Source organism: Marinobacter sp. Hex_13 (assembly GCF_001566815.1).
Classification (GTDB): domain Bacteria; phylum Pseudomonadota; class Gammaproteobacteria; order Pseudomonadales; family Oleiphilaceae; genus Marinobacter; species Marinobacter salarius.
Map to the genome: position 1 here is coordinate 1 of NZ_LSMM01000034.1, position 19,691 is coordinate 19,691.

At 58.1% G+C, this 19,691-nt stretch carries 17 protein-coding genes; 3 read left to right on the top strand and 14 right to left on the bottom strand.

The genetic code is table 11. From position 1 onward, the window contains the following. Positions 1 to 164: 164 nt before the first annotated feature. The 3 genes from AXW11_RS08625 to AXW11_RS08635 are packed head-to-tail and all read right to left on the bottom strand — an operon-like array spanning position 165 to position 3,111. Positions 165 to 1,691: a tripartite tricarboxylate transporter permease gene (locus tag AXW11_RS08625; RefSeq protein ID WP_036204071.1), complete on the bottom strand. Its 1,527-nt coding sequence runs from the start codon at positions 1,689 to 1,691 to the stop codon at positions 165 to 167. Continuing rightward, positions 1,691 to 2,137, bottom strand: coding sequence for a tripartite tricarboxylate transporter TctB family protein (locus tag AXW11_RS08630; protein WP_036204068.1), 447 nt, complete (start codon positions 2,135 to 2,137; stop codon positions 1,691 to 1,693). Before AXW11_RS08630 ends, AXW11_RS08625 begins: the two co-directional genes overlap by 1 nt. After that, a complete protein-coding gene (locus tag AXW11_RS08635; protein WP_036204065.1) occupies positions 2,134 to 3,111 on the bottom strand; it encodes a Bug family tripartite tricarboxylate transporter substrate binding protein in 978 nt (325 codons plus the stop codon). The genes AXW11_RS08630 and AXW11_RS08635 overlap by 4 nt, the downstream gene beginning before the upstream one ends. Positions 3,112 to 3,377: 266 nt before the next feature. On the opposite strand from AXW11_RS08635, the gene AXW11_RS08640 reads away from it, so the two are divergent. Together AXW11_RS08640 and AXW11_RS08645 are read left to right on the top strand one after the other, a co-directional pair. After that, complete coding sequence (locus AXW11_RS08640) at positions 3,378 to 4,970, top strand: ATP-binding protein (RefSeq protein WP_091644349.1); 1,593 nt, start codon at positions 3,378 to 3,380, stop codon at positions 4,968 to 4,970. Next, entirely contained in the window at positions 4,967 to 5,647 is a 681-nt protein-coding gene (locus AXW11_RS08645; protein ID WP_041333487.1) for a response regulator, read from the top strand. Before AXW11_RS08640 ends, AXW11_RS08645 begins: the two co-directional genes overlap by 4 nt. 16 nt (positions 5,648 to 5,663) lie before the next feature. Here the strand turns inward: AXW11_RS08645 and AXW11_RS08650 are convergent, their stop codons facing one another. From AXW11_RS08650 to AXW11_RS08700, 11 genes are all read right to left on the bottom strand, one after another. After that, complete coding sequence (locus tag AXW11_RS08650; protein WP_075195997.1) at positions 5,664 to 7,016, bottom strand: sigma-54-dependent transcriptional regulator; 1,353 nt, start codon at positions 7,014 to 7,016, stop codon at positions 5,664 to 5,666. Continuing rightward, positions 7,013 to 8,827 carry a sensor histidine kinase gene (locus AXW11_RS08655; protein ID WP_091644352.1) on the bottom strand — a complete coding sequence of 605 codons (1,815 nt, stop codon included), beginning with the start codon at positions 8,825 to 8,827 and terminating at the stop codon, positions 7,013 to 7,015. The genes AXW11_RS08650 and AXW11_RS08655 overlap by 4 nt, the downstream gene beginning before the upstream one ends. A gap of 113 nt (positions 8,828 to 8,940) precedes the next feature. Continuing rightward, positions 8,941 to 11,121, bottom strand: coding sequence for a TRAP transporter permease (locus tag AXW11_RS08660; protein ID WP_075195999.1), 2,181 nt, complete (start codon positions 11,119 to 11,121; stop codon positions 8,941 to 8,943). 90 nt (positions 11,122 to 11,211) lie between these two features. After that, positions 11,212 to 12,192 carry a TAXI family TRAP transporter solute-binding subunit gene (locus tag AXW11_RS08665; protein ID WP_036204049.1) on the bottom strand — a complete coding sequence of 327 codons (981 nt, stop codon included), beginning with the start codon at positions 12,190 to 12,192 and terminating at the stop codon, positions 11,212 to 11,214. A gap of 241 nt (positions 12,193 to 12,433) precedes the next feature. Beyond that, a complete protein-coding gene (lhpI, locus tag AXW11_RS08670; protein WP_075196000.1) occupies positions 12,434 to 13,423 on the bottom strand; it encodes a bifunctional Delta(1)-pyrroline-2-carboxylate/Delta(1)-piperideine-2-carboxylate reductase in 990 nt (329 codons plus the stop codon). Positions 13,424 to 13,523: 100 nt separating this feature from the next. Next, entirely contained in the window at positions 13,524 to 13,949 is a 426-nt protein-coding gene (locus AXW11_RS08675; RefSeq protein WP_075196001.1) for a secondary thiamine-phosphate synthase enzyme YjbQ, read from the bottom strand. Between the two features lie 14 nt (positions 13,950 to 13,963). Continuing rightward, a complete protein-coding gene (locus tag AXW11_RS08680; RefSeq protein ID WP_036204041.1) occupies positions 13,964 to 15,031 on the bottom strand; it encodes a succinylglutamate desuccinylase/aspartoacylase family protein in 1,068 nt (355 codons plus the stop codon). 1 nt (position 15,032) lies between these two features. After that, a complete protein-coding gene (gene rimK, locus AXW11_RS08685; RefSeq protein ID WP_036204038.1) occupies positions 15,033 to 15,938 on the bottom strand; it encodes a 30S ribosomal protein S6--L-glutamate ligase in 906 nt (301 codons plus the stop codon). Beyond that, positions 15,935 to 16,420, bottom strand: coding sequence for an ATP-dependent zinc protease family protein (locus tag AXW11_RS08690; protein ID WP_087148985.1), 486 nt, complete (start codon positions 16,418 to 16,420; stop codon positions 15,935 to 15,937). The genes rimK and AXW11_RS08690 overlap by 4 nt, the downstream gene beginning before the upstream one ends. Beyond that, positions 16,413 to 17,273, bottom strand: coding sequence for a mechanosensitive ion channel family protein (locus AXW11_RS08695; protein WP_041336562.1), 861 nt, complete (start codon positions 17,271 to 17,273; stop codon positions 16,413 to 16,415). Before AXW11_RS08695 ends, AXW11_RS08690 begins: the two co-directional genes overlap by 8 nt. 75 nt (positions 17,274 to 17,348) lie before the next feature. Next, positions 17,349 to 18,167, bottom strand: coding sequence for a DUF432 domain-containing protein (locus AXW11_RS08700; protein ID WP_036204032.1), 819 nt, complete (start codon positions 18,165 to 18,167; stop codon positions 17,349 to 17,351). Between the two features lie 106 nt (positions 18,168 to 18,273). On the opposite strand from AXW11_RS08700, the gene phrB reads away from it, so the two are divergent. Further along, positions 18,274 to 19,674, top strand: a complete 1,401-nt coding sequence (gene phrB, locus AXW11_RS08705; protein WP_091644354.1) for a deoxyribodipyrimidine photo-lyase — start codon at positions 18,274 to 18,276, stop codon at positions 19,672 to 19,674. Positions 19,675 to 19,691 lie beyond the last annotated feature (17 nt).

The window sequence follows — 19,691 nt, forward strand, 5'->3', positions numbered from 1 at the left end:
CCTTACCGGGCCCATAGGGGACTTGCACCCCCAAGTCATCCGGCCAGCACCACCTGCACCGGAACAGCGCCGTCAAGGCGCTACGCGCCATGCCTGGCGCACCACAAAAAAGCCGCACCGGTCATCCGGTGCGGCAAAGCGGAGGTTAGCGACCGGGAACCGAATCAATCGCTGGCCGGGCTTTCCTTCATCGCTGCGTTCATGCGGCGACGCAGCACCGGACCCACCACATAAGGCAACACCAGGCTCAGAGCGGCAACCAGCCAGAAGCTCTTGGCCAGGGTGCTTTCCCACAGAATGCTCCAGTCGCCGTCTGACAACACCAGGGCATGCCCCAGGTTCTTCTCCATCTCCGGTCCGAGCAATAGCCCGAGAATAATCGGCACCACCGGAATTTCCAGTTTGCGCAGGAAATAACCCGCCACGCCAAACGCCACCATGAAATACAGGTCGAAGGCGCTGTTGCTGATGGAATAGATGCCCACGAAGGCAACCATGGTCACAATCGGCAGCAAGTACATGGGCGGCACCGACAGCAGGCGCACAAAGAAGCCAACCAACGGGATGTTAAGCACCAGCAGCAGCACATTGCCAATCAGCAGGGCGGCAATGACGCCCCAGACAATATCGGCGTTCTGGGTAAACATCAGCGGGCCCGGTGTGATGTTCAATGAAATCAGCATCGCCAACAGCACCGCGGTGGTACCGCTACCTGGCACGCCCAGGGTCAACATGGGTACGAGCGCGCCTGATGAGGCACCGTTGTTGCCCGCCTCAGGCGCCACCACACCCCGGATATCGCCCTCGCCGAACGTGCCCTTCTTGCCTATCACGCTCTTTTCGAGGGTGTAGCTGATAAAACTGCCCAGGGACGCACCGGCACCCGGCAGCACGCCGGAAATGAATCCAAGCACGCCGCCACGAAGCTGGGTGGGAACCGTGGAGACCAACTCCTTGAAGGTAAGGGTCAGCTTGCCCACGTTCATTTTCTTACGCCCACCGCCCATGCGCGACTCGACGAAGAACAACAACTCCGAAATGGCGAAAAGGCCAACAATCGCCAGGATGAAATCGATACCCTCGTACAGCTCCAGCACACCGAAGGTGTAGCGCTGGGTGCCGGTGGAGATATCGATGCCCACGGTGGAGATCATGATCCCCAGGGTCGCGGCAATCACCGTCTTCATCGGGTTCTTGCCGGTAATACCACCCAGGGTGGCGAAGGCCAGCAGGAACAGCGCGAAATACTCCGCCGGGCCGAAACTCAAGGCAAACCTCGCCAGCACCGGGGCAAGCATGATCAACCCGATGGTGCCGATCAGCCCACCGGCAAAGGACGCAATAGCAGAGATCGCCAGCGCATCGGCCGCCCGCCCCTTTTGGGCCATGGGGTAGCCATCGAGGCAGGTCATCATCGCCGGTTCGTCACCGGGAATGTTGAGCAGGATGGAGGAAATACGGCCGCCATACATCGCGCCGGCGTAAACCGATGTCAGCAGGATCATGGCAGTTTCCGGCGGCAAGCCAAGGGTAAACGCCAACGGGATGAGGATCGCCACACCGTTTGCCGGCCCCAGGCCGGGCAAACAACCAATCAGGGTGCCCACGAAAGCACCGAAGAGCGCAAACATCAGGTTGTACGGTGTCAGGGCAACCGCAAACCCCTCCATCAGAAAACCGAGCGTTTCCATCAGTTCACCTCCAGGATGCCAGCAGGCAAGCTCAACGCCAGGCCATAGTTGAACAGGACGAACACCACCACGGCGCTGATCAGGCCCGTTAAAAAGGCATTCCTGGCGGGCGCGCCCATGCGCCAGCTAAGGGTGCCAACCGCCAGGGTTGTCGAGATGACAAACCCCAGGGGCTCAAGCAGCATCGCGTAGACCACCAGCACAACCAGCGACACCACCAGCTCAACTGCGGACCGGCCCAGCGGCCACTGGGCGTCGGGGTCCGGCTTGACCATCAGGTAGATGCTGCCGGCAACCAGAACCACCGCAAGGATGGTTGGAAAGGTTTCCGGCCCAACGGTTTCGGCGCCGCCAAACGGCTCGGGCCACTGCTGTGCAACCCAGCCGTAAGCCACTGCCAGAACCATCAGGCCCAGGCCAAGAAGCCGATCACCCAGGCCTGTCATTTCAGCAGTCCTATTTCGCGGGACAGGTTCTCGATGTCCTGTACCTGTTGCTCGACAAAGCTGTCGAACTCATCTGCAGGCGGATGGAACGGGATGAGACCATTGGCCTTCATCACCTTTTTCCACTCCTCACTGGCATACAGGGTATCGACGGTCTCGACCCAAAACGCCTTGGACTCACTGGAAGCACCCTTGGGCATGTAAAAACCGCGCCAGTTCGGGCCAACGGCGTCAACGCCCTGCTCTTTTGCGGTCGGAATATCGGAAAATTCACCCGGCAGGCGCTCGTCGGCCAGCACGGCCAGAACACGAAGGTCGCCCGACGACAGGAAACCGGTGACTTCGGAGATATCACCGGTGAAGGCGTCGACCTGGCCACCGACCACCTGGGTCATGGCCTCACCACCGTTATTGTAGGAAAGGTACGGAATGGCGGGCAGTCGATCGGCGCCGGCGGCCTTCGCGGTGATCAGCACCTTCAGATGATCCCAGCCACCCCGGGCACTGCCGCCCGCGAACTTGACGGATTTCGGATTCTGCTTGATGGCATCGAGCAGTTGATTCAGGTTCTCATACTGTGAGTCCTTGCCTACGGCAATGACGCCGTAATCCGCGCCCAGCGCGCCAATCCAGGTCACCATATCGGCATCCAGCCCGGGGAACTGTTTCTGGGCGAGACGGGTGGTGGTTGCCGTTGATGCGGCGACGATCAGCTTGTCATCTTCCGCTCGTTTGCTGACCGTGTGAGCATAGGCAACACCGCCGCCAGCACCGGCCATATTGATGGTCTGTACGGTGCCATCAACCAGGCCAAGGTCCCTCATTACATTACCAGCGCTGCGACAGGTAAAGTCCCAGCCGCCACCCGGGTCGGACGGGGCGATGCATTCCACTTTTCCGGAGGGTTGCCATGCCATGGCATTAAGGCTGAAAGCCGCTGCCGCGATAAACGACAAGCTTCGTTTGAGAGTCATGATTGTCACCTCTGTCTTGTTTTTGTGATCGCTTCCAGGGTACGGGCCCGCGTTCAGGGCCAACGTGAAGCGCTACCTGACTGAGGTTAAAGATTCACCACTGAGGCCAGAAGTTTGTGCGCGTAATGCCTTTAAAGAAACTAAAGGGCGTTTCGTTCATAAAATTTACGGGCAATCGTAAAGCGGGTGTTTTAACCTGACCCCATAACGACAACAAACCAATCACTGCTGACAACGTGTTCCGAAAAACCAAACTGAAAACCCGAATGATCCTCACGCTCGGATTCGTCAGCGCAGCGCAGACGATCCTCATAGGCGTGTTCGCCGGCTATTACCTCAGCGACTCCCTGTTTGATGAAATCGGACAACGGGCTCTCATGGTGTCGAAGACCGTCGCGGCAGCCCCCTCGGTGATCGAGGGAGTACGCGAGCGTGATATTGAAGGGCTGAACCGGCTGGCAAATCGACTGACCCGCACCAACGAAGCTTTGTTCATCGTCATTGGTGACCACCAGGGCATACGCCTGGCACACCCCTCCCCTGATCGCATTGGCCACTCCATGGCCGACGATGACGGTGACCTGGGCCGGCGTGCCCTGGTTGATGGCAAGGCCTATGTGGCAAGGGCCACGGGCAGCCTCGGCGAATCCATGCGTGGCAAGGCCCCGGTGATCGAGCCAGAAACTGGCGAGATCATCGGCATTGTCTCCGTGGGATACGGAGTTGACCAGGTGGATGCCACCATCAAACGCTACAGCTTCGTACTGTATACCGTGGTTGGCCTTACCCTGCTGGTCAGCATACTTATCGCGATGGTGATCGCCGGGCGCTTCAAGCGCGCCATTTTCGGCCTGGAACCGGAAGAAATCGCACGCCTGTTCCAGGAGCGGGACGCCACCTTGCAGTCCGTTCGGGAGGGCATCATCGCCATCAACCGCGACGGTGTGATCACGACCTTCAACCGCACCGCCCTGGAAACCCTGGGTATCGACCCCGACACGCCGCTGTCAGGCCGTCCCATTCTCGATGTTCTGCCCGAAAGTGACCTGCTGTCGGTACTAGAATCCGGCACGCCGGACTTCGACCGCGAGGTCTGGCTGAGAAACCGACAGATGATCGTCAACCGCTTACCTGTTCGCCAGGGCGCTGAGATTACCGGTGTTGTGGCCAGTTTCAGGCTGAAGGACGAGGTGGATCAGGTCAGCCGGCAACTGACTCGCATACAACAATACGCAGATACCTTGCGAAGCCAGACTCACGAATACTCGAATAAGCTCCACACCATCGCGGGCCTGATCCAGATTGAAGCCTATGACGACGCGTTGAATCTGATCGGCAGCGAAGTCAGCGACCATCAGGCACTGATTCACCTGCTTCTGGAAGCCGTCCCCGATCCGGTTATCGCCGGTTGCCTTATGGGCAAGTACAATCGCGCCCGGGAGATGGGGCTGGGCTTACAGATCGATGCCGAAAGCCGCATGGTGGATATACCCGCCGACATGCCACGGGATCAACTGGTGAGTGTCCTCGGCAACCTCATCGACAACGCCCTCGAGGCCACCCTTCATCAAACGGGCGAAGGAGGACGGGTTCAGCTATCCATGACAGACTTGGGGCATGAACTGATCTTTGAGGTTGAAGACCAGGGGCCCGGTATCCCGGAACAATCTCAACAGAAGATCTTCGAAAAAGGCGTAACCACCAAGGCGGGCGCTGAAGAACACGGTTATGGCCTGCACCTGGTGCGTCAGTTCCTGAATCGCTGGGGCGGCTCCATCACGGTGGAGAACCTACCGGGTGTGGGCTCGCGATTTACCCTTTACCTTCCGAAAACCAGTCAGGGGAGTGACAGTCATTGAATACCCTTCGGATCCTGATTGTTGAGGACGACCGGCAGATCGCCGAAATCCAGCGCCGGTTTGTTGAGCGACTCGAGAATGTGGAGCTTTGCGGCATTGCCCACAGTCTGGGGGATGCCCGCGACCTTATCGACGTTATGGCCCCACACCTGATCCTGCTGGATATCTATTTTCCCGACGGCAATGGTCTGGATCTGCTGCGGGAACTCCGGGCGCGGGATAGCAGCAGTGACGTTATTCTTATTACCGCCGCCAAGGAAGTGGAACCGCTCAAGAGCGCCCTGCGCGGCGGCGTCTTCGACTACATCCTCAAGCCCCTGGTTTTCGAACGCCTTGAGGAAGCCGTCAACCGTTACCGCGACCACTTGCGGCAACTGTCTGGCCTGGTGCAAATCGCCCAGAAAGAAGTCGATGCCCTGCTGCCCAGAGGGTCAAGCGAAGCCAGTCAGCCCGCACCCACAGACAGACTGCCCAAGGGCATCGATAGCATCACATTGGATAAAATTCGCGAGGTGGTTTCATCCGGCCAGTGGAGTGCCGAGGAAGTCGGCCAGGCCATGGGCGCGTCACGAACGACAGCGCGACGCTACCTGGAATTCCTCGTTGGCCGGGGGGAGTTAACCGCGGAAGTTACCTACGGCAGCGTCGGTCGACCGGAACGGCGGTATCGCGTCTGAACCCCTGCCTTTAGGGTCAATCCCGGAACTGAGACTTGTCCAGCCCGTACTTCTTCATTTTGTCGTACAGCGTCTTACGGGCAATGCCTAGCTGGACCATGGTGTCCTTAATGCTGCCATGGCAGGCATTGAGCGCACTGACGACGGCGGAACGTTCAAAGTCGTCCATCATCTCGGACAGAGTCTGGCGCCCGGACACATTGGCGGTGACGGAGGAATCGTTTTCGTCCAACGCCGCTGGCCCCAGCAGAACGTAGCGCTCGGCCAGGTTCCTTAACTCCCGCACATTCCCCGGCCAGCTATGCTGCATCAGACGCGCGGCCTGGCTGGCATCCAGCGGGATGCTTTCCCGGTCGTAACGGGCTGCCGCAATCAGCACAAAATGGTGAAACAGAACGGGGATGTCGTCCTTGCGTTCGCGCAGTGGCGGAATATCCAGCTTCACCACGTTCAGCCGGTAGTACAGGTCAGCACGGAACTCGCCTTCGTCGCTGAGCTGCTTCAAGTCAGCCTTGGTGGCGGCGATAATGCGAACATCCACATTCTGCACCTGATTGCTGCCCAGGCGCTCCACACGCTGTTCCTCGAGCACCCTCAGCAGCTTTACCTGCAGGGCCATGGGCATGCTTTCCAGCTCATCCAGGAACAGAGTGCCCTTGTGCGCGTACTCGATTTTTCCGATGCGGCGTTTTTCCGCACCGGTAAAGGCACCGGCTTCGTGACCGAAAAGCTCGCTCTCGATCAGATTCTCGGGCACAGCACCACAGTTGATAGCAACGAAGTTGTGAGCGCTTCGGGGGCTGTTCTCGTGGATATAGCGGGCCAAGGCATCCTTCCCCGAACCGGTCTCACCGTGCAACAGGATATTGGCGGAGATATCCAGTACCGGGTCGATGGTCGCCATCACTTTCTGCATACCGGCTGAATCCCCCAGGATTCGGGGGCCTGGCCGGGCCAGATGCTTCAGCTGAGCCTTCAGCCGCCGGTTTTCCAGCGCGAGGTGGCGCTTTTCCAATGCATGGCGAAGCAGCTCCAGGAGCTCGTCGTGATCAAAGGGTTTTTCGATGAAATCATAGGCGCCCTGCTGCATCGCGGTGACGGCCGTGCTGATATCGCCCTGCCCGGTCAGGATGATCACCGGGATGGTTTCATCCATGGCGCGAATCCTGTCGAGCATTTCCAGGCCATCCATTCCCGGCATGTTGTAGTCACATAGCACGACGCCCTCATAGTCCTGTGAGATGCTCTCAAGACCAGACCGCGCATCCTCGAAACACGCAATGGAAAGGTCTTCCAGGGTAAGGGTTTGCGCGATGGCCTGGCGGATGTGCGGGTCATCGTCCACAAAAATTACCGATGCGTCTGTCATTCGGTGGCCTCCCGCTTTCTGAGTGTCAATACGAACTCCGCGCCCGGTCCGTCGCTCCGGTTACGCCCCGTCAGGCTGCCGCCCAGCGCGTCCACGATCTGCCGGGATATCGAAAGGCCCAGCCCGAGCCCCTGCTTCACCGATTTGGTGGTGAAAAAAGGCTCGAAGATCCGCTCCGTACTGCCCGGCAGGCCGGAACCATTATCCCGCACAAGGCAATACCAATGCCCGTCATCTTCTTCCACATCAATGGTGATCTCCGGCCGTTCGCTGCTTTCGACTGCCTGAATGGCGTTCGCCACCAGGTTCACCATAACCTGTTCGATCCGGATCAGATCTCCATGGCACTGTACCGGTTGTTCCGGGCGGTGCCATTGAATGGAGATATCGGATCGGCTCTCCTGCGCCGCCATTATCTTTAGGGCACCGTCGACCGATTGCCGCAAATCAACCAGTGCCGGTGGCCCTTCCGATTTGCGGGCAAACACCTTGAACTGGCGGGTAAGCTCCGCCATTTTGTCACACAGGGTGATGATCTCTGAAAGGTTGGCATCCACCGTCTCCGTCGCCCCTTTCTCAAGGAACCGACGACTGTTGCGGGCATAGGTCTGAATCGCCGTGAGCGGCTGGTTAATTTCATGGTTCAGGCCCGCAGACATCTGACCAAGCACGGCAAGCTTGGCTGCCTGGATCAACTCATGCTGGGTTTCCCGGAGCTCATCGCGGGTTTTCTCCCGCTCGCGGATTTCATCCAGAAGTTGCTGGTTGGAACGCTCAAGCTCCGCCGTTCTGCTGGCGACGCTGAGCTCAAGCTGCTCTCCCCTGTGTGCCAGTTCAGCCTCCCGCCGATAGCGTTCCCGCAAATACAGCGAGGCGAGCAAGCCGACCACGAAGATCGCCACGCCCACCGCCGCAAACCCAAGCCGACTCCACAGCACGGTGCGGGTACTGACCATCACCTGAAGCGTCCAGTCCAGACGTGGCAGAGGTGTAAGCACCCTGAGGTATTCGCGGCTTTCTCCATCATTGTGGATACGCATGGTCCCTGCCATGTCGGAAAGCCCCCAGGGTGATCCCAGGCTGTCGAAATCAATCGGCGAAAGCTCACGGTCAGGGTAACGCTGGCGAGACTGCTCACTGGGAGCGCCGCCGCTGTCACCGGTAAAGTTCCGGTACAGCCACTCGCTCTTGCTGGACAGGAAACTGATGCCAGCGTCGTCCAACACGACCATTTCCGAATCCCTCAATGAGGCGGGGCGACGCCACTGTGATTCCAGTTCATGCACCAGCACTTTCATGGCGATAACACCCAGAATCTCGCCGCTGTCATCACGGACAGGATGGGAGAAATACAGCCCGCGGACATCGGAGGTGACGCCCAGGGCAAAATAGATGGCGGAATCCCCGCTCGCCATGGCGTCCTGAAAATAGGGCCTGAAATCAAAGTTGCGGCCCACAAAGCTGTCCCTGCGCAGATAGTTGTTAGCCGCAATAGTGGTTCCGGAGGCATCCATAAGATAGACATCCGAACTGCCGACGATGGTCGCCATTCGCTGCATCTGGTCGTTAGCCCGCAGAAGTGTACCTGGGTCACCCGGTGATGCCAGGGCTTCTGCCAACAACGGATGCTCGGCCATCAACTCGGGGATGGGCACATACCGGTTAAGCTCATTGGCCACAAGTTGGCGATAGCGAAACGACTCTTCCACGCTCTCCTGTTCAACCTGCCGGTAGCCATACCAGCCACCCAACATCCATGAGAAGGCCAGAGTCACCAGAAAAACAAGAAACGCGATAATCCGGTAGGACATACACTCCGGTTCCTGAAAAACCGTTGAAAGCCGCTAGAGTATAGCCCTGTCCGGGCCAGGGCAATCGAGTTTCAACTCGGCCGCCCTGGCCCGGACACTCCAGCCGCTGCTGTTCAGGTGCTCGCCGGACGCAGTTTGCTCTGACGCTGCGCCAGGAACGCAACCACCGCCAGAGCAATACCGCTGAGGTCTGTCCATAAACCGCCTTCGATCATCAGCAACGCCGCACCGATCAGCAGAAGACGGGTGATCACACCGGCGGAGGCCCGCGCAAACCAGCCCAGCACACCACCGGACAGCATATACACTCCGAACAGAGCGGTGATCAGTGCGCGGGCGATATCAAACCAGCCGGCATCCATCAGCAAGGCGCCGTTGTAGAAAAACATGAATGGCACGATGAACGCTGCAATACCAATTCGGAACGAGGCCACGGAGGTCTCCATCGCATTGGCGCCCGAAATCCCGGCAGCCGCATAGGAGGCCAGTGCAACCGGCGGGGTAATGGCTGACACCACCGCAAAATAGAACACGAAGAAGTGTGCTGTAAGTGGCTCGATGCCCAACTGAACCAAGCCCGGGGCGACCACCGACGCGGCAACTGCGTATGCGGCTGTGGTTGGCATGCCCATACCCAACAGGATCGAGATGAACATGGCGAAGATCAGCGCCAGCAATTGGCTGGCCTCGGCCACGTCCAGCAGCAACACGGAAAACCGCGCTCCAACACCGGTCAGGGAAATGACGCCCACAATCACACCGGCCGCCGCACATACCACAATGATCTGGATGGCCATGTACGACGCAATTTCCAGCGCCTCAAGGATCTTCCGTATGCCCATTTTGTTGGGCGAGAACCAACTGACAACTGCGGCAGACACGGTGGCAAGCGTACCGGCCCGGATCACTGAGTAGCCCATGAAGAGCGCCACAATCAGAATAATAATGGGCACAAACAGGTAGCACTGCTTCACCATGGTCTTGAGCTTGGGCAACTCATCCTCGCGCATGCCACGCATGCCGGTCTTCGCCGCCTCAAAGTCCACCATGAAATAGACCGAGGCGAAGTAAAGGATGGCCGGGATGATCGCCGCAATGGCAATCTCGGTATAAGGAATGCCGGTAATCTCAGCCATGATGAAGGCGCCCGCCCCCATAATCGGTGGCATGATTTGCCCACCGGTAGAGGCTGCCGCTTCCACGGCCCCTGCCGACCGTTTGCTGTAACCCACCTTTTTCATCAGCGGAATGGTCAAGGAGCCGGTGGAGACCACGTTGCCAGCGCTGGTTCCGTTGATCATACCCATCAGGCCGGAGGCAAAAATCGACACCTTGGCCGGGCCACCCCGGGTGCGACCCGCCGCGGCGAAGGCGAAGTTCACGAAATAATCGCCCACTTTTGACGCCTGCAGGAAGGCGGCGAAGACGATAAACAGGATGATATAGGTCGACGACACGGCGGTGGTCGGGCCGAGGATACCAGCGTCGGTATACACCTGACTGAAGAAGCGCTGAACCGATAAACCAGGATAACCCAGGAAGCCAGGCAGGTAGGGCCCAAGGAAGACATATACCAGGAAGACCAGCCCGATAATGACCAGAGCCAGACCTGCCACCCGGCGAGTCAGCTCCATGATCAGGGCTGTGCCGGCAATGGCCGCGAATGAAATGCCGACCGGCGCAAACGAGGTGCCCGTGGACATGCGCATGGAGGTGTTATAAACCACCAGAAAATAGGCAGCGACCGCCACCGAACACACAATCAGCACCAGATCCGGCACACTGAAGCGGGAGCGCTCGCGCTGGTGAAACCAGCTCATCACGATACCGATCGCACTGGCGGCCAACAGCGGCCAGCCGAAATGCCAGGTTTCGAGGTCAACTGGAACTCTCTGGGTGCCATCCAGGATCATCTGGTGGAATGAAAATGTCTGGTACAGCGCGTATAGGGCCGGCACCAGAGCCACGGCACCAATCCATGTTGTCCAGCGATGGCGTGCGGGACCGTCTTCGGCGGAGACAAAACGGGCACCGGCAAACAGGATGAAGCCCAACACCAGGGCCCCCGCAATGTGGACAATCCGGAAAGACCAGGTTTCCAGCGGCGCAATGTTCAAGCTGTAAAGATGAAACGACGAGTAGGCGATGGCCAGTAACGTCACGAGTTTCAGCATACCGCCTTCAAACAGGCGGCGATTGGCCTCAACCGGCTCTTCATCGACATCGTGGGCCAGGACGTGGTCATCGCCAATGTCGTTCACCGGGTGTTCTTCGGGGTGTTGCTTGTCAGTCATGATAGACCCTGCTCACGGGGAAACGGGGCCGGCGGTTCGCCGGCTTTGCTCAGGAGGGCCACCACCGCGACCCTCCTGAGCACACGATGGTTACTGATTGATCTTGCTGTCTTCGATCGTGTAGCCGTTTTCGTTGAACCAACGAGCTGCGCCAGGATGCCAGGGCAAGACGTTGTTCTTCGTGTAGTTTTCCGGAATGGAGTTTTTGGCGGCCTTGTGGATGGACACCATCTTGTCGTTGTTCTCCATGGTCAGCTTGGTAATTTCATACACAAAGCTCTCCGGCATGTCGCAGTTGACCATGGCGAAGTTCCACATGGAGACCACGCGGGACGGCTCATTCAGGGACTGGTAGGTGCTGGCTGGAATGGTGAATTCCGATACCGGGAAATTCGCAGTCACCTTCTTGGCCTCTTCATCCGTCATGCCGATGATGGTCACATCGGTCTGCACTTCCAACTGGCTGACGGCCGGGATAGGAATACCGGCGGCAAAGGCCACCACGTCAATCAGACCATCCTGCAACTGCCCGCCCAAGTCAGACCAGCTACCGTTGCGGCGTTCAAAATTGACGCCCAGGGTTTCCATGATGCGGGGGAAATAGGTGTCGGATGTGGAGCCGGCCGGCCCGAATCCGATGGTGGCGCCATCGGGAATATCAGAGATAGACGTAATGCCGGAACTGGAAAGTGCGGTGACGGAAAACGGCGTTTCATACATGGGAAACATCGCGCACACATTGTCCATTTTCATGCCCGGTGCCAGTGGGCTGTTACCGTCGATGGACTCCTGCGCCGGCCCCATGGTGGTCAGCCCGAACTTCAGATCGCCAGTATGAACCAGCGCCATATTCTGCATCGGACCACCGGTAATTTCAGCACCACCGGATACGCCCAGGTTCTCGGCGACAAAGTTTGCCCATCCGGACCCATACGCAAAGTAGGTTCCCCCCTGACTTGCGGTACCGACCGTGAAGTTATCCGGCCAATCAGACCGGTCCTGAGCAATGGCGGGACTGGTGGCGGCAAACGTTGAGACAAATGCCATGGCAAAGACGGATTGGGTTTTCATAGAGAATGCTCCCGTTTCGTTGTGTTTGTTGGGTGCTAGAACGGAGCCCAGCAGGTTCCGGTTGGACACTTACAGCAACGAACAACAGCAACTAGCAGGCCAGATACGGCAACTAATTGATCTTACAAATATTTCATTAATAAAGCCGGGGCAGATCAAGCAGTAGCGGGTAACATTCCACCCATTTCCAGGAAGGTAATGGGTGGAGATCCACCCATATTGCACGACAAAAACCGTGTGATCAGGCTTTACCCTGTTTACTGGAACTCGAGTAGTTCTCCCAAACCAGGATCGCCGCAGCCAGATCTTCCAGCGAAACACCCACGGATTTGAACAGGGTAATGGCATCATCACCGTTGCGGCCAGCATGGGTACCACTTGCCAGTTCAGACAACTCCGCCTGAATCTTGTCCATGGCAAAAACGCCATCGTTCACAGCAAAGTGCAGATCTCCCGCTTCGCCTCTAGCGCCGGCATAGGAGTCAACAAAGACATCAGAACGAGCAACGCATTCGCTGTCGGTCTCCCGCATATTCTTTCGGAATGCCCCAACCAGATCCAGATGCGTTCCGGGTTTCAACCATTCACCCTGAATCATGGGCTGGGTTGAGAGCGTCGCCGCACTGACGATGTCCGCCTCTGGAACCACCGAGGCCAGGTTGTCGGTAGCGGTAACGGACTCAAATGCCGCCTGCCCTTTACGGTAACCCGAGTACGACCGGGCCAGATCCTCAGCTTTGCTCAGGTTGCGACCATACACCACGACCCGGCGAATCGGCCGCACCGACGCATGGGCTTCAATCAACATTGGCGCCAGCTTGCCAGTGCCCACGACAACCAGGGTCTCGGCATCTTCGCGGGCCAGGTAGCGGGCTGCCAGGGCGGAGGCCGCGGCAGTGCGCCGACGGGTCAGCTCACTACCATCAATACAGGCCAGGGGCTGGCCCGTGGCGCCATCGCTCAGCAGGTAAACGCCGCTGATCGCGGGCATGCCGCGATTCGCATTCTGGGGGAAAACGTTCACCATCTTCACCCCAAGATAGCCCGGCTGTTTACCCTGATCTTCCCACGCCGGCATCAGCAGCATCGTAGCCTCCCCGTCCTGACGCTCAACGGCATGATGGTGGCGAGGTGGTGTTACGATGCCGCCAGCGAAAGCACGTTCCAACTGGTCGACGAGCGCATTCCAGGGCAGGTTTTCGGCGACGATTTCAGGGTCGAGTATTTGCATACTTTGAGCTCCCGTTCAGGGTGCCTACAGAGAAAGGCGCCCGTGATGCATGGTTTACAAGGGCGAACACCCAGCCACTTTCTTATGTGACAGCAAGCGGTTACCACCGTCCCTGCAAAGTTGCTACGACCCGTCTACCGCCGGCCCGGTCCCGGTGTTCGCACAGATAGATCCCCTGCCAGGTGCCCAGGGCAAGGTGTCCTTCGTTCACGGGAATGGTCAGTGAGGGGCCGACCAGAACACTTTTTATATGAGCCGGCATGTCGTCCGGGCCTTCCATGGTGTGCTCATAGTGGGGCGCATTCTCGGGCACCATCACATTGAAATGGCGCTCCAGATCGCCGCGCACGTCCGGGTCGGCGTTCTCGTTAATGGCCAGGGAGGCCGACGTGTGTTGGATAAACAGGTGTAAAAGCCCCACCTGACAGTTCTGCAGGGCCGGCGCCTGGGCCAGGATTTCATTGGTTACCAGGTGAAAGCCCCTGGGTTGGGGCTTCAGTTCGATAAAGGTCTGATCCCAGATCATGTCCAACCTCGTTTCTATTTCTGCCGGTCGTCCCAGGGATGGACGGGCACCACGTCGTCGCCCACATCTCCTTCATAGCTACTGCGGAAATAGTCCATTGCCTTCTCCGCCTCGCTGAGTTCGTCAAATCGGGCAATGTGGTAGATCGCCTCGCCCTCGTTTACCAGCGGCAGGTTATTCACACAAATAACAATGCCGGAACAGGGTGATGTCACTGCGGTTTCCGACTCGCCGAACGGGTCGGCTACCATGGCCAGTCTCTGACCTTTACGGACTTTCTGGCCAAGACTGGCAACCGGGCGCATGATGCCATCGGTGTCCGTTCGCACCCACTGCGAGTTTGCCGCCGTTTCCGAGCGTTTCCTCGGGGCCTTGGGGCCTTTCTTGGCGGGAATCATCTCCAGTTCCCGCATCACCCGGATGACCCCTTTCACGCCGCTGGAAATCACCACATCGTCAAATCGCAGGGCCTCCCCGCCCTCGAAGGTGACCACCGGAATATCCTGGGAATCAGCGTAGGCGCGAAGGCTGCCCTCCCGCAGGCTGGCGTTGATGATAATGGGCGCACCAAAGGCCTCAGCCATACGGATGGTTTCCGGGTTTTTGAGCTCCGCGCGAATCTGCGGCAAATTGAACCGGTGTATGGCGCCCGTATGCAGGTCAATAATGTGGGAGACATTCTCCATGATCTGCGTGCGCAACAGGTAGGCAATGCGACCACCGAGGGAGCCGGTTTCGCTGCCCGGGAAGCAACGGTTCAAATCCCGGCGGTCCGGAAGGTAACGGGTGCGCTGGACAAACCCGAAAATATTCACGATGGGAACCGCCACTAACGTCCCCCGCAAATGCCGCAGGGCGGAGTTGGTCAGCACCCTGCGCACAATCTCGACACCGTTGATTTCATCCCCGTGTATCGCTCCGCAAACCATCAGTACCGGCCCGCTTCGACGCCCATGAACCACTTCAACGGGAATATGCAGTGGCGTGTGGGTATATAGTTTGGCAACCGGAATCTCAACAGTCTGTCGAGTGCCGGCCTTGACCTCGTGACCGGCGATAACAAACGGCGCCCGAGCAGCCATATCAGCCTCTCCCCTTGGTGCGGGTTTTCCAGGGCTTCTGGTTTTTCTCGGTCCAGTTGATGATCATGCCGGCCACGTTCTTGCTGGTGGCATTTTCAATACCTTCCAGGCCCGGTGAGGAGTTCACTTCCATAACCAGGGGCCCGCGGCTGGAACGCAGCAGATCCACACCGGCCACGTTCAGGCCCATGGATTTTGCAGCCGTGATCGCCGTTTTGCGCTCTTCGGGGGTGATCCTCACCAGAGAGGCAGTACCGCCCCGGTGCAGGTTGGAACGGAACTCTCCTTCCCCACCCTGACGTTTCATCGCCGCAATCACCTTGTCACCAATCACGAAACAGCGGATATCGGCGCCACCGGCTTCCTTGATGAATTCCTGCACGAGAATGTCCGCTTTCAGGCCCATGAAAGCCTCAATGACACTTTCCGCCGCTTTGCGGGTTTCGGCCAGCACCACGCCAATGCCCTGGGTGCCCTGCAGCAGTTTAATAACGACGGGGGCACCGCCCACCATCTGCAGCAGTTCCGGCACGTTGTCCGGCTTGTTGGCGAAGCCGGTCACCGGCATGCCAACGCCCTTTCGGGCCAGCAACTGCAATGAACGCAGCTTGTCCCGAGAGCGGGTAATGGCCACGGACTCATTGACGGGGAAAACGCCCATCATCTCGAACTGCCGCAACACGGCCGTCCCGTAGAAGGTCACCGACGCGCCAATACGGGGGATCACCACATCGAAATCTTCCAGGACTTCCTCGTGGTAGTGAATGCGAGGGTCCGCGGACGTGATGTTCATGGAGCAGTGCAGGCAATCGATCACCTTCACTTCGTGGCCCCGATTGATCCCTTCCTCCACCAGACGACGAGTTGAGTAGAGATGACGGTTACGCGACAGAATCGCAATTTTCATGTTTTCGTCCTTAGGGCCGGCTCGCCGGCAAGATAGGAACATTCAGGAAGAACAATGGCGCGCCTGGCCATTGCCGTTCGACCAAGCAGCATACGGAAACGCATGGAGTCACGATTGGTCAATGTCATTTCGATGGGCCACTCGATGTTGCCGAGCACCAACCGGGTTTCGATCACCAGGCGCAGTTCTTTATGACCACCGGAGTCCGAGACGTTGCGCTCATCCAGAACCGCCGCATCGCACTCCACCACGTGATGTAGATCGTTCTGAACCGGGTGCACCCAAAAGCGGACCCGGCGCTGACCGCTCTCTGTGTAGGGTTCGGTACGGAAGGTATGCAGACAAGAGGTGCGGGCACCGGTATCCACTTTCGCCTTGATCCGGGAAATGTCGAACTCCGGCAGGGCAACCCACTCGCGCCAGCCCAATGCCAGCTTTCCGTCTGTGTCCGGCACCGGGCCGGCTTTCGAGGCATCATCCATTCTGGTCGGCATCCGGGCCTCCCTTGTTGGTTGTGGTTTCCGGCCGAAGCAGCTCCACCCGGAAGGGCTCGGAATGGCTTCCGGCATAAATGCTCGTATGAGGGAAGGGTATTTCAACGCCCTCCTCATCAAGCGTTTTCTTGATGGCCACCATCATCTGGCTACGACCCTCCAACACTTTGTTGCTGGGCACCCAGAACGAGAACTGCAGGTCCACTGAGGATGGACCAAACCCGGTGACCAGTACAAATGCCTTCGGCTCTTCCAGACTCGCACTGTTCTGTCTCGCGAGCTCAAGAAGCAGTTTTTCAACCCGCTCCACATCCTCGGCGTAGGCAATGCCCACCGTCAGATCCATACGACGGATGGGAAAGCGTGAGCGGTTGACCACGCGGGTCTTGATCAGGGTTTCATTGGGAATACGCACATACAGGTTGTCCGGCGTGCGCAACTTCACACTTAGCATATCAATGGAAACCACCTCGCCAATGGTGTTCTCCACTTCAATAAAGTTACCTATTTCAAATGGCTTCTCCACCAGCAGGAACAGACCGCTGATCATATTGGAGGCGGACGTCTGGGAGGCGAAACCAATAGCAACCGTCAGTATACCGGCGGCACCGAGCACCACGTCGAGAGAGAAGCCGGCTTCACGCAAGGCGGCGACGAAGAATATGGCCAGCACGATGTAGAAAACCAGCCGCCTCAACATCACCGTGTGGTGCCGTGACGCACGGTCCTCCATGAAGCGGGTAACTCCACGGGCCGCAAATGAAGCCAGCACAATGCCAAGAATCAACAGGAACAGGGTGCTGATCCACTTGCCCCAGGCAATGGCACCAAAAAACTGCATCAGGCTGCTTTCAAACTGCTCAATCAAGGAGGTAACTCCGTTTACGGATTCGATGTCGACAATTGGCCGATGATATCAGCCAAATATACGGTCGTAGGCTCGTACCAACCCGCCACGGGAGGTTTGTTCCCGCGCCGGCGAAATAAGCTCGCACTGCCCGGCAGCAGCAATAAGCGACTGGTCAATCTTCAGGCGTGCTGAGTTCATATCGGTTTCGCAGGTCACCGTCACACGCGGTGTCCATAGCTGCCCCTTGTCATTGCGATGAAGGGACAGCAACGGGGTGGGCAGATTGAACCGCTCCAGCAACAGCGGTTCCTGTCGTTCATTGACGATCCGCACCGGGGTAATCGCCCGCCAGGGACGTTTGGGCACAGCTTCGAGCACCAGGCGCGCAAACGTGGCGGCGGAGTAGCACAGCTCGCCTTCCATGGTGGTTCTTCCCACCCAGGTCAACGACGGATCTGCCAGCGGCAGTTCCATCAGGTGCGTGCCTTTGCTTCCAGCCTGGATTCGCATCCACAGGAGGGTGCCCACGTAAATGGTGCACTCACTCTCGGCGGGGATGGTCAGCGGCTGATAGGGACGTATCACCGTAGCAAGGCTGGACATCGCTGGCAGGTAGCAAACCTGACTGCCATCATCCGGCCGTACGAACCGATGAACCTCCAGATCCGCATCGGGTAGCGTGTGGGTTACCCTTTGCTGCCAACGCTCCTGATTGTCGTCTTCGGGCATACGCTGGTAGCGGATCAGCCATTCCTGATCCAGCAGGGTTATCCAGATTCGGGTGTGGCTGAGTTCGTGGTATTGCGTCTGCCCGGGTTCCAATGTGTAAGGCGTTGCCCAGTGGCCATCCTGCATCGTTCGCTGTGTGTCCAGACTCGTCGTCATTCCGGCCCTTTGTCCATAAATTCTTCCATTAACTATAATCCAATCAGCACGTTCCAGCGAATATCCATCCGTAACTGTCGATCCGCCATCAAACTCAGGAAGCTCAATGACTCAGCTCGTATGGTTCCGAAACGACCTGCGCGTTGCCGACAACGCTGCCCTTACGGCAGCCTGCAAGCAACAGCAACCGGTGCAGGCCTGTTTTATCGTAACCCCGGCTCAGTGGCAGGAGCATGATTGGTCTCCGGCGCGGGTTCAATTTGTGCTGGACCACGCCAATGCGCTGTCGGAAGAACTGGCGAAATTAGGCATACCCCTATCATTCATGACCGCAACCACGTTCGCCGAGAGCGTTGAAAAACTGGAAAAATTCTGCCGGCGCGAGAGTATCCGGCATGTGCATTTCAATGAGGAATACGGAGTTAACGAAAGGCGCCGCGACAAGGCCGTAAAACACACCCTTGATGATATTGGCGTGGCGGTGAATAAATACCGGGACCAGACGGTAGCGCCTGTTGGCACCATCCTTACTCAACAGGGTGAGCCCTATTCCGTGTTCACCCCGTTTTCCCGTCGGTGGCGAAGCTGGGTTGATGAGGCGCAGCCAACCCTCTTTCCCGTTCCCAAGCCCGTCGGCGAGCCTGTTAAGCCTCTTTATTATGAAGGCCTGCCAAAATGCTTCGATAATCCACCACCCCGGCTTGTTGAAACGGGCGAGGACGCCGCCCACCAGCAACTGGAACAGTTCCTCGACGACCACGGCGGGGACTATAAGGATCTGCGCGACCTGCCATCCGTAGATGGTACCAGCCAGCTCTCCCCTTACCTGGCCAACGGGGTGCTTTCCGGCAAACAGTGCCTGATTGCCGCCCGCCAGCAGCAAGGTATGGGAGGCAACCAGGAAGGCCTGGCCACCTGGACCAATGAAATTGCCTGGCGGGATTTCTACATCAATATCCTTTACCACTACCCCAGGATTAGTATGCACCGGGCGTTCAAACCGGAGACCGAGGCCCTGCAATGGAATACACCCGGCGAGAACTTCGAAGCCTGGAAATCGGGCAACACCGGCATCCCCATTGTCGACGCCGCCATGCGCCAACTGAACCAGACCGGCTGGATGCACAACCGGCTGCGCATGATCACGGCGATGTTTCTCACCAAAAACCTGTTCATCGACTGGCGACTGGGTGAGGCCTATTTCATGTCAAAACTGGTGGACGGCTTCCTGGCCTCCAATAACGGCGGCTGGCAGTGGAGCGCCTCCACCGGCACCGATGCGGCGCCGTATTTTCGGGTATTCAATCCGGCCACTCAGAGTGAGCGGTTTGATCCGGATGGCGAATTCATCCGCAAATACGTTCCCGAGATCGCAAAGCTGGACAATAAACGGATTCACCAACCCTGGGCCGGTGGTGTGATTCCCGGTGGGTATCCACGACCTATCGTTGACCTGAAAGAAAGCAGGAAAGAGGCAATTTCAAAGTTTCAGGCCCTGAAAAATTAAAGCGCCGGCTTCGTCGT

What these genes read in the sequence shown, in the direction of transcription:
- AXW11_RS08630 (WP_036204068.1), bottom strand. Translation starts at nt 2,137, where the DNA reads ATGACAGGCCTGGGTGATCGGCTTCTTGGCCTGGGCCTGATGGTTCTG.
- AXW11_RS08655 (WP_091644352.1), bottom strand. Translation starts at nt 8,827, where the DNA reads ATGTCCTACCGGATTATCGCGTTTCTTGTTTTTCTGGTGACTCTGGCC.
- AXW11_RS08690 (WP_087148985.1), bottom strand. Translation starts at nt 16,420, where the DNA reads ATGGATGATGCCTCGAAAGCCGGCCCGGTGCCGGACACAGACGGAAAG.
- lhpI (WP_075196000.1), bottom strand. Translation starts at nt 13,423, where the DNA reads ATGCAAATACTCGACCCTGAAATCGTCGCCGAAAACCTGCCCTGGAAT.
- AXW11_RS08695 (WP_041336562.1), bottom strand. Translation starts at nt 17,273, where the DNA reads ATGCAGTTTTTTGGTGCCATTGCCTGGGGCAAGTGGATCAGCACCCTG.
- AXW11_RS08675 (WP_075196001.1), bottom strand. Translation starts at nt 13,949, where the DNA reads ATGATCTGGGATCAGACCTTTATCGAACTGAAGCCCCAACCCAGGGGC.
- AXW11_RS08680 (WP_036204041.1), bottom strand. Translation starts at nt 15,031, where the DNA reads ATGGCTGCTCGGGCGCCGTTTGTTATCGCCGGTCACGAGGTCAAGGCC.
- AXW11_RS08665 (WP_036204049.1), bottom strand. Translation starts at nt 12,192, where the DNA reads ATGAAAACCCAATCCGTCTTTGCCATGGCATTTGTCTCAACGTTTGCC.
- AXW11_RS08625 (WP_036204071.1), bottom strand. Translation starts at nt 1,691, where the DNA reads ATGGAAACGCTCGGTTTTCTGATGGAGGGGTTTGCGGTTGCCCTGACA.
- AXW11_RS08650 (WP_075195997.1), bottom strand. Translation starts at nt 7,016, where the DNA reads ATGACAGACGCATCGGTAATTTTTGTGGACGATGACCCGCACATCCGC.
- AXW11_RS08635 (WP_036204065.1), bottom strand. Translation starts at nt 3,111, where the DNA reads ATGACTCTCAAACGAAGCTTGTCGTTTATCGCGGCAGCGGCTTTCAGC.
- AXW11_RS08640 (WP_091644349.1), top strand. Translation starts at nt 3,378, where the DNA reads ATGATCCTCACGCTCGGATTCGTCAGCGCAGCGCAGACGATCCTCATA.
- rimK (WP_036204038.1), bottom strand. Translation starts at nt 15,938, where the DNA reads ATGAAAATTGCGATTCTGTCGCGTAACCGTCATCTCTACTCAACTCGT.
- phrB (WP_091644354.1), top strand. Translation starts at nt 18,274, where the DNA reads ATGACTCAGCTCGTATGGTTCCGAAACGACCTGCGCGTTGCCGACAAC.
- AXW11_RS08700 (WP_036204032.1), bottom strand. Translation starts at nt 18,167, where the DNA reads ATGACGACGAGTCTGGACACACAGCGAACGATGCAGGATGGCCACTGG.
- AXW11_RS08660 (WP_075195999.1), bottom strand. Translation starts at nt 11,121, where the DNA reads ATGACTGACAAGCAACACCCCGAAGAACACCCGGTGAACGACATTGGC.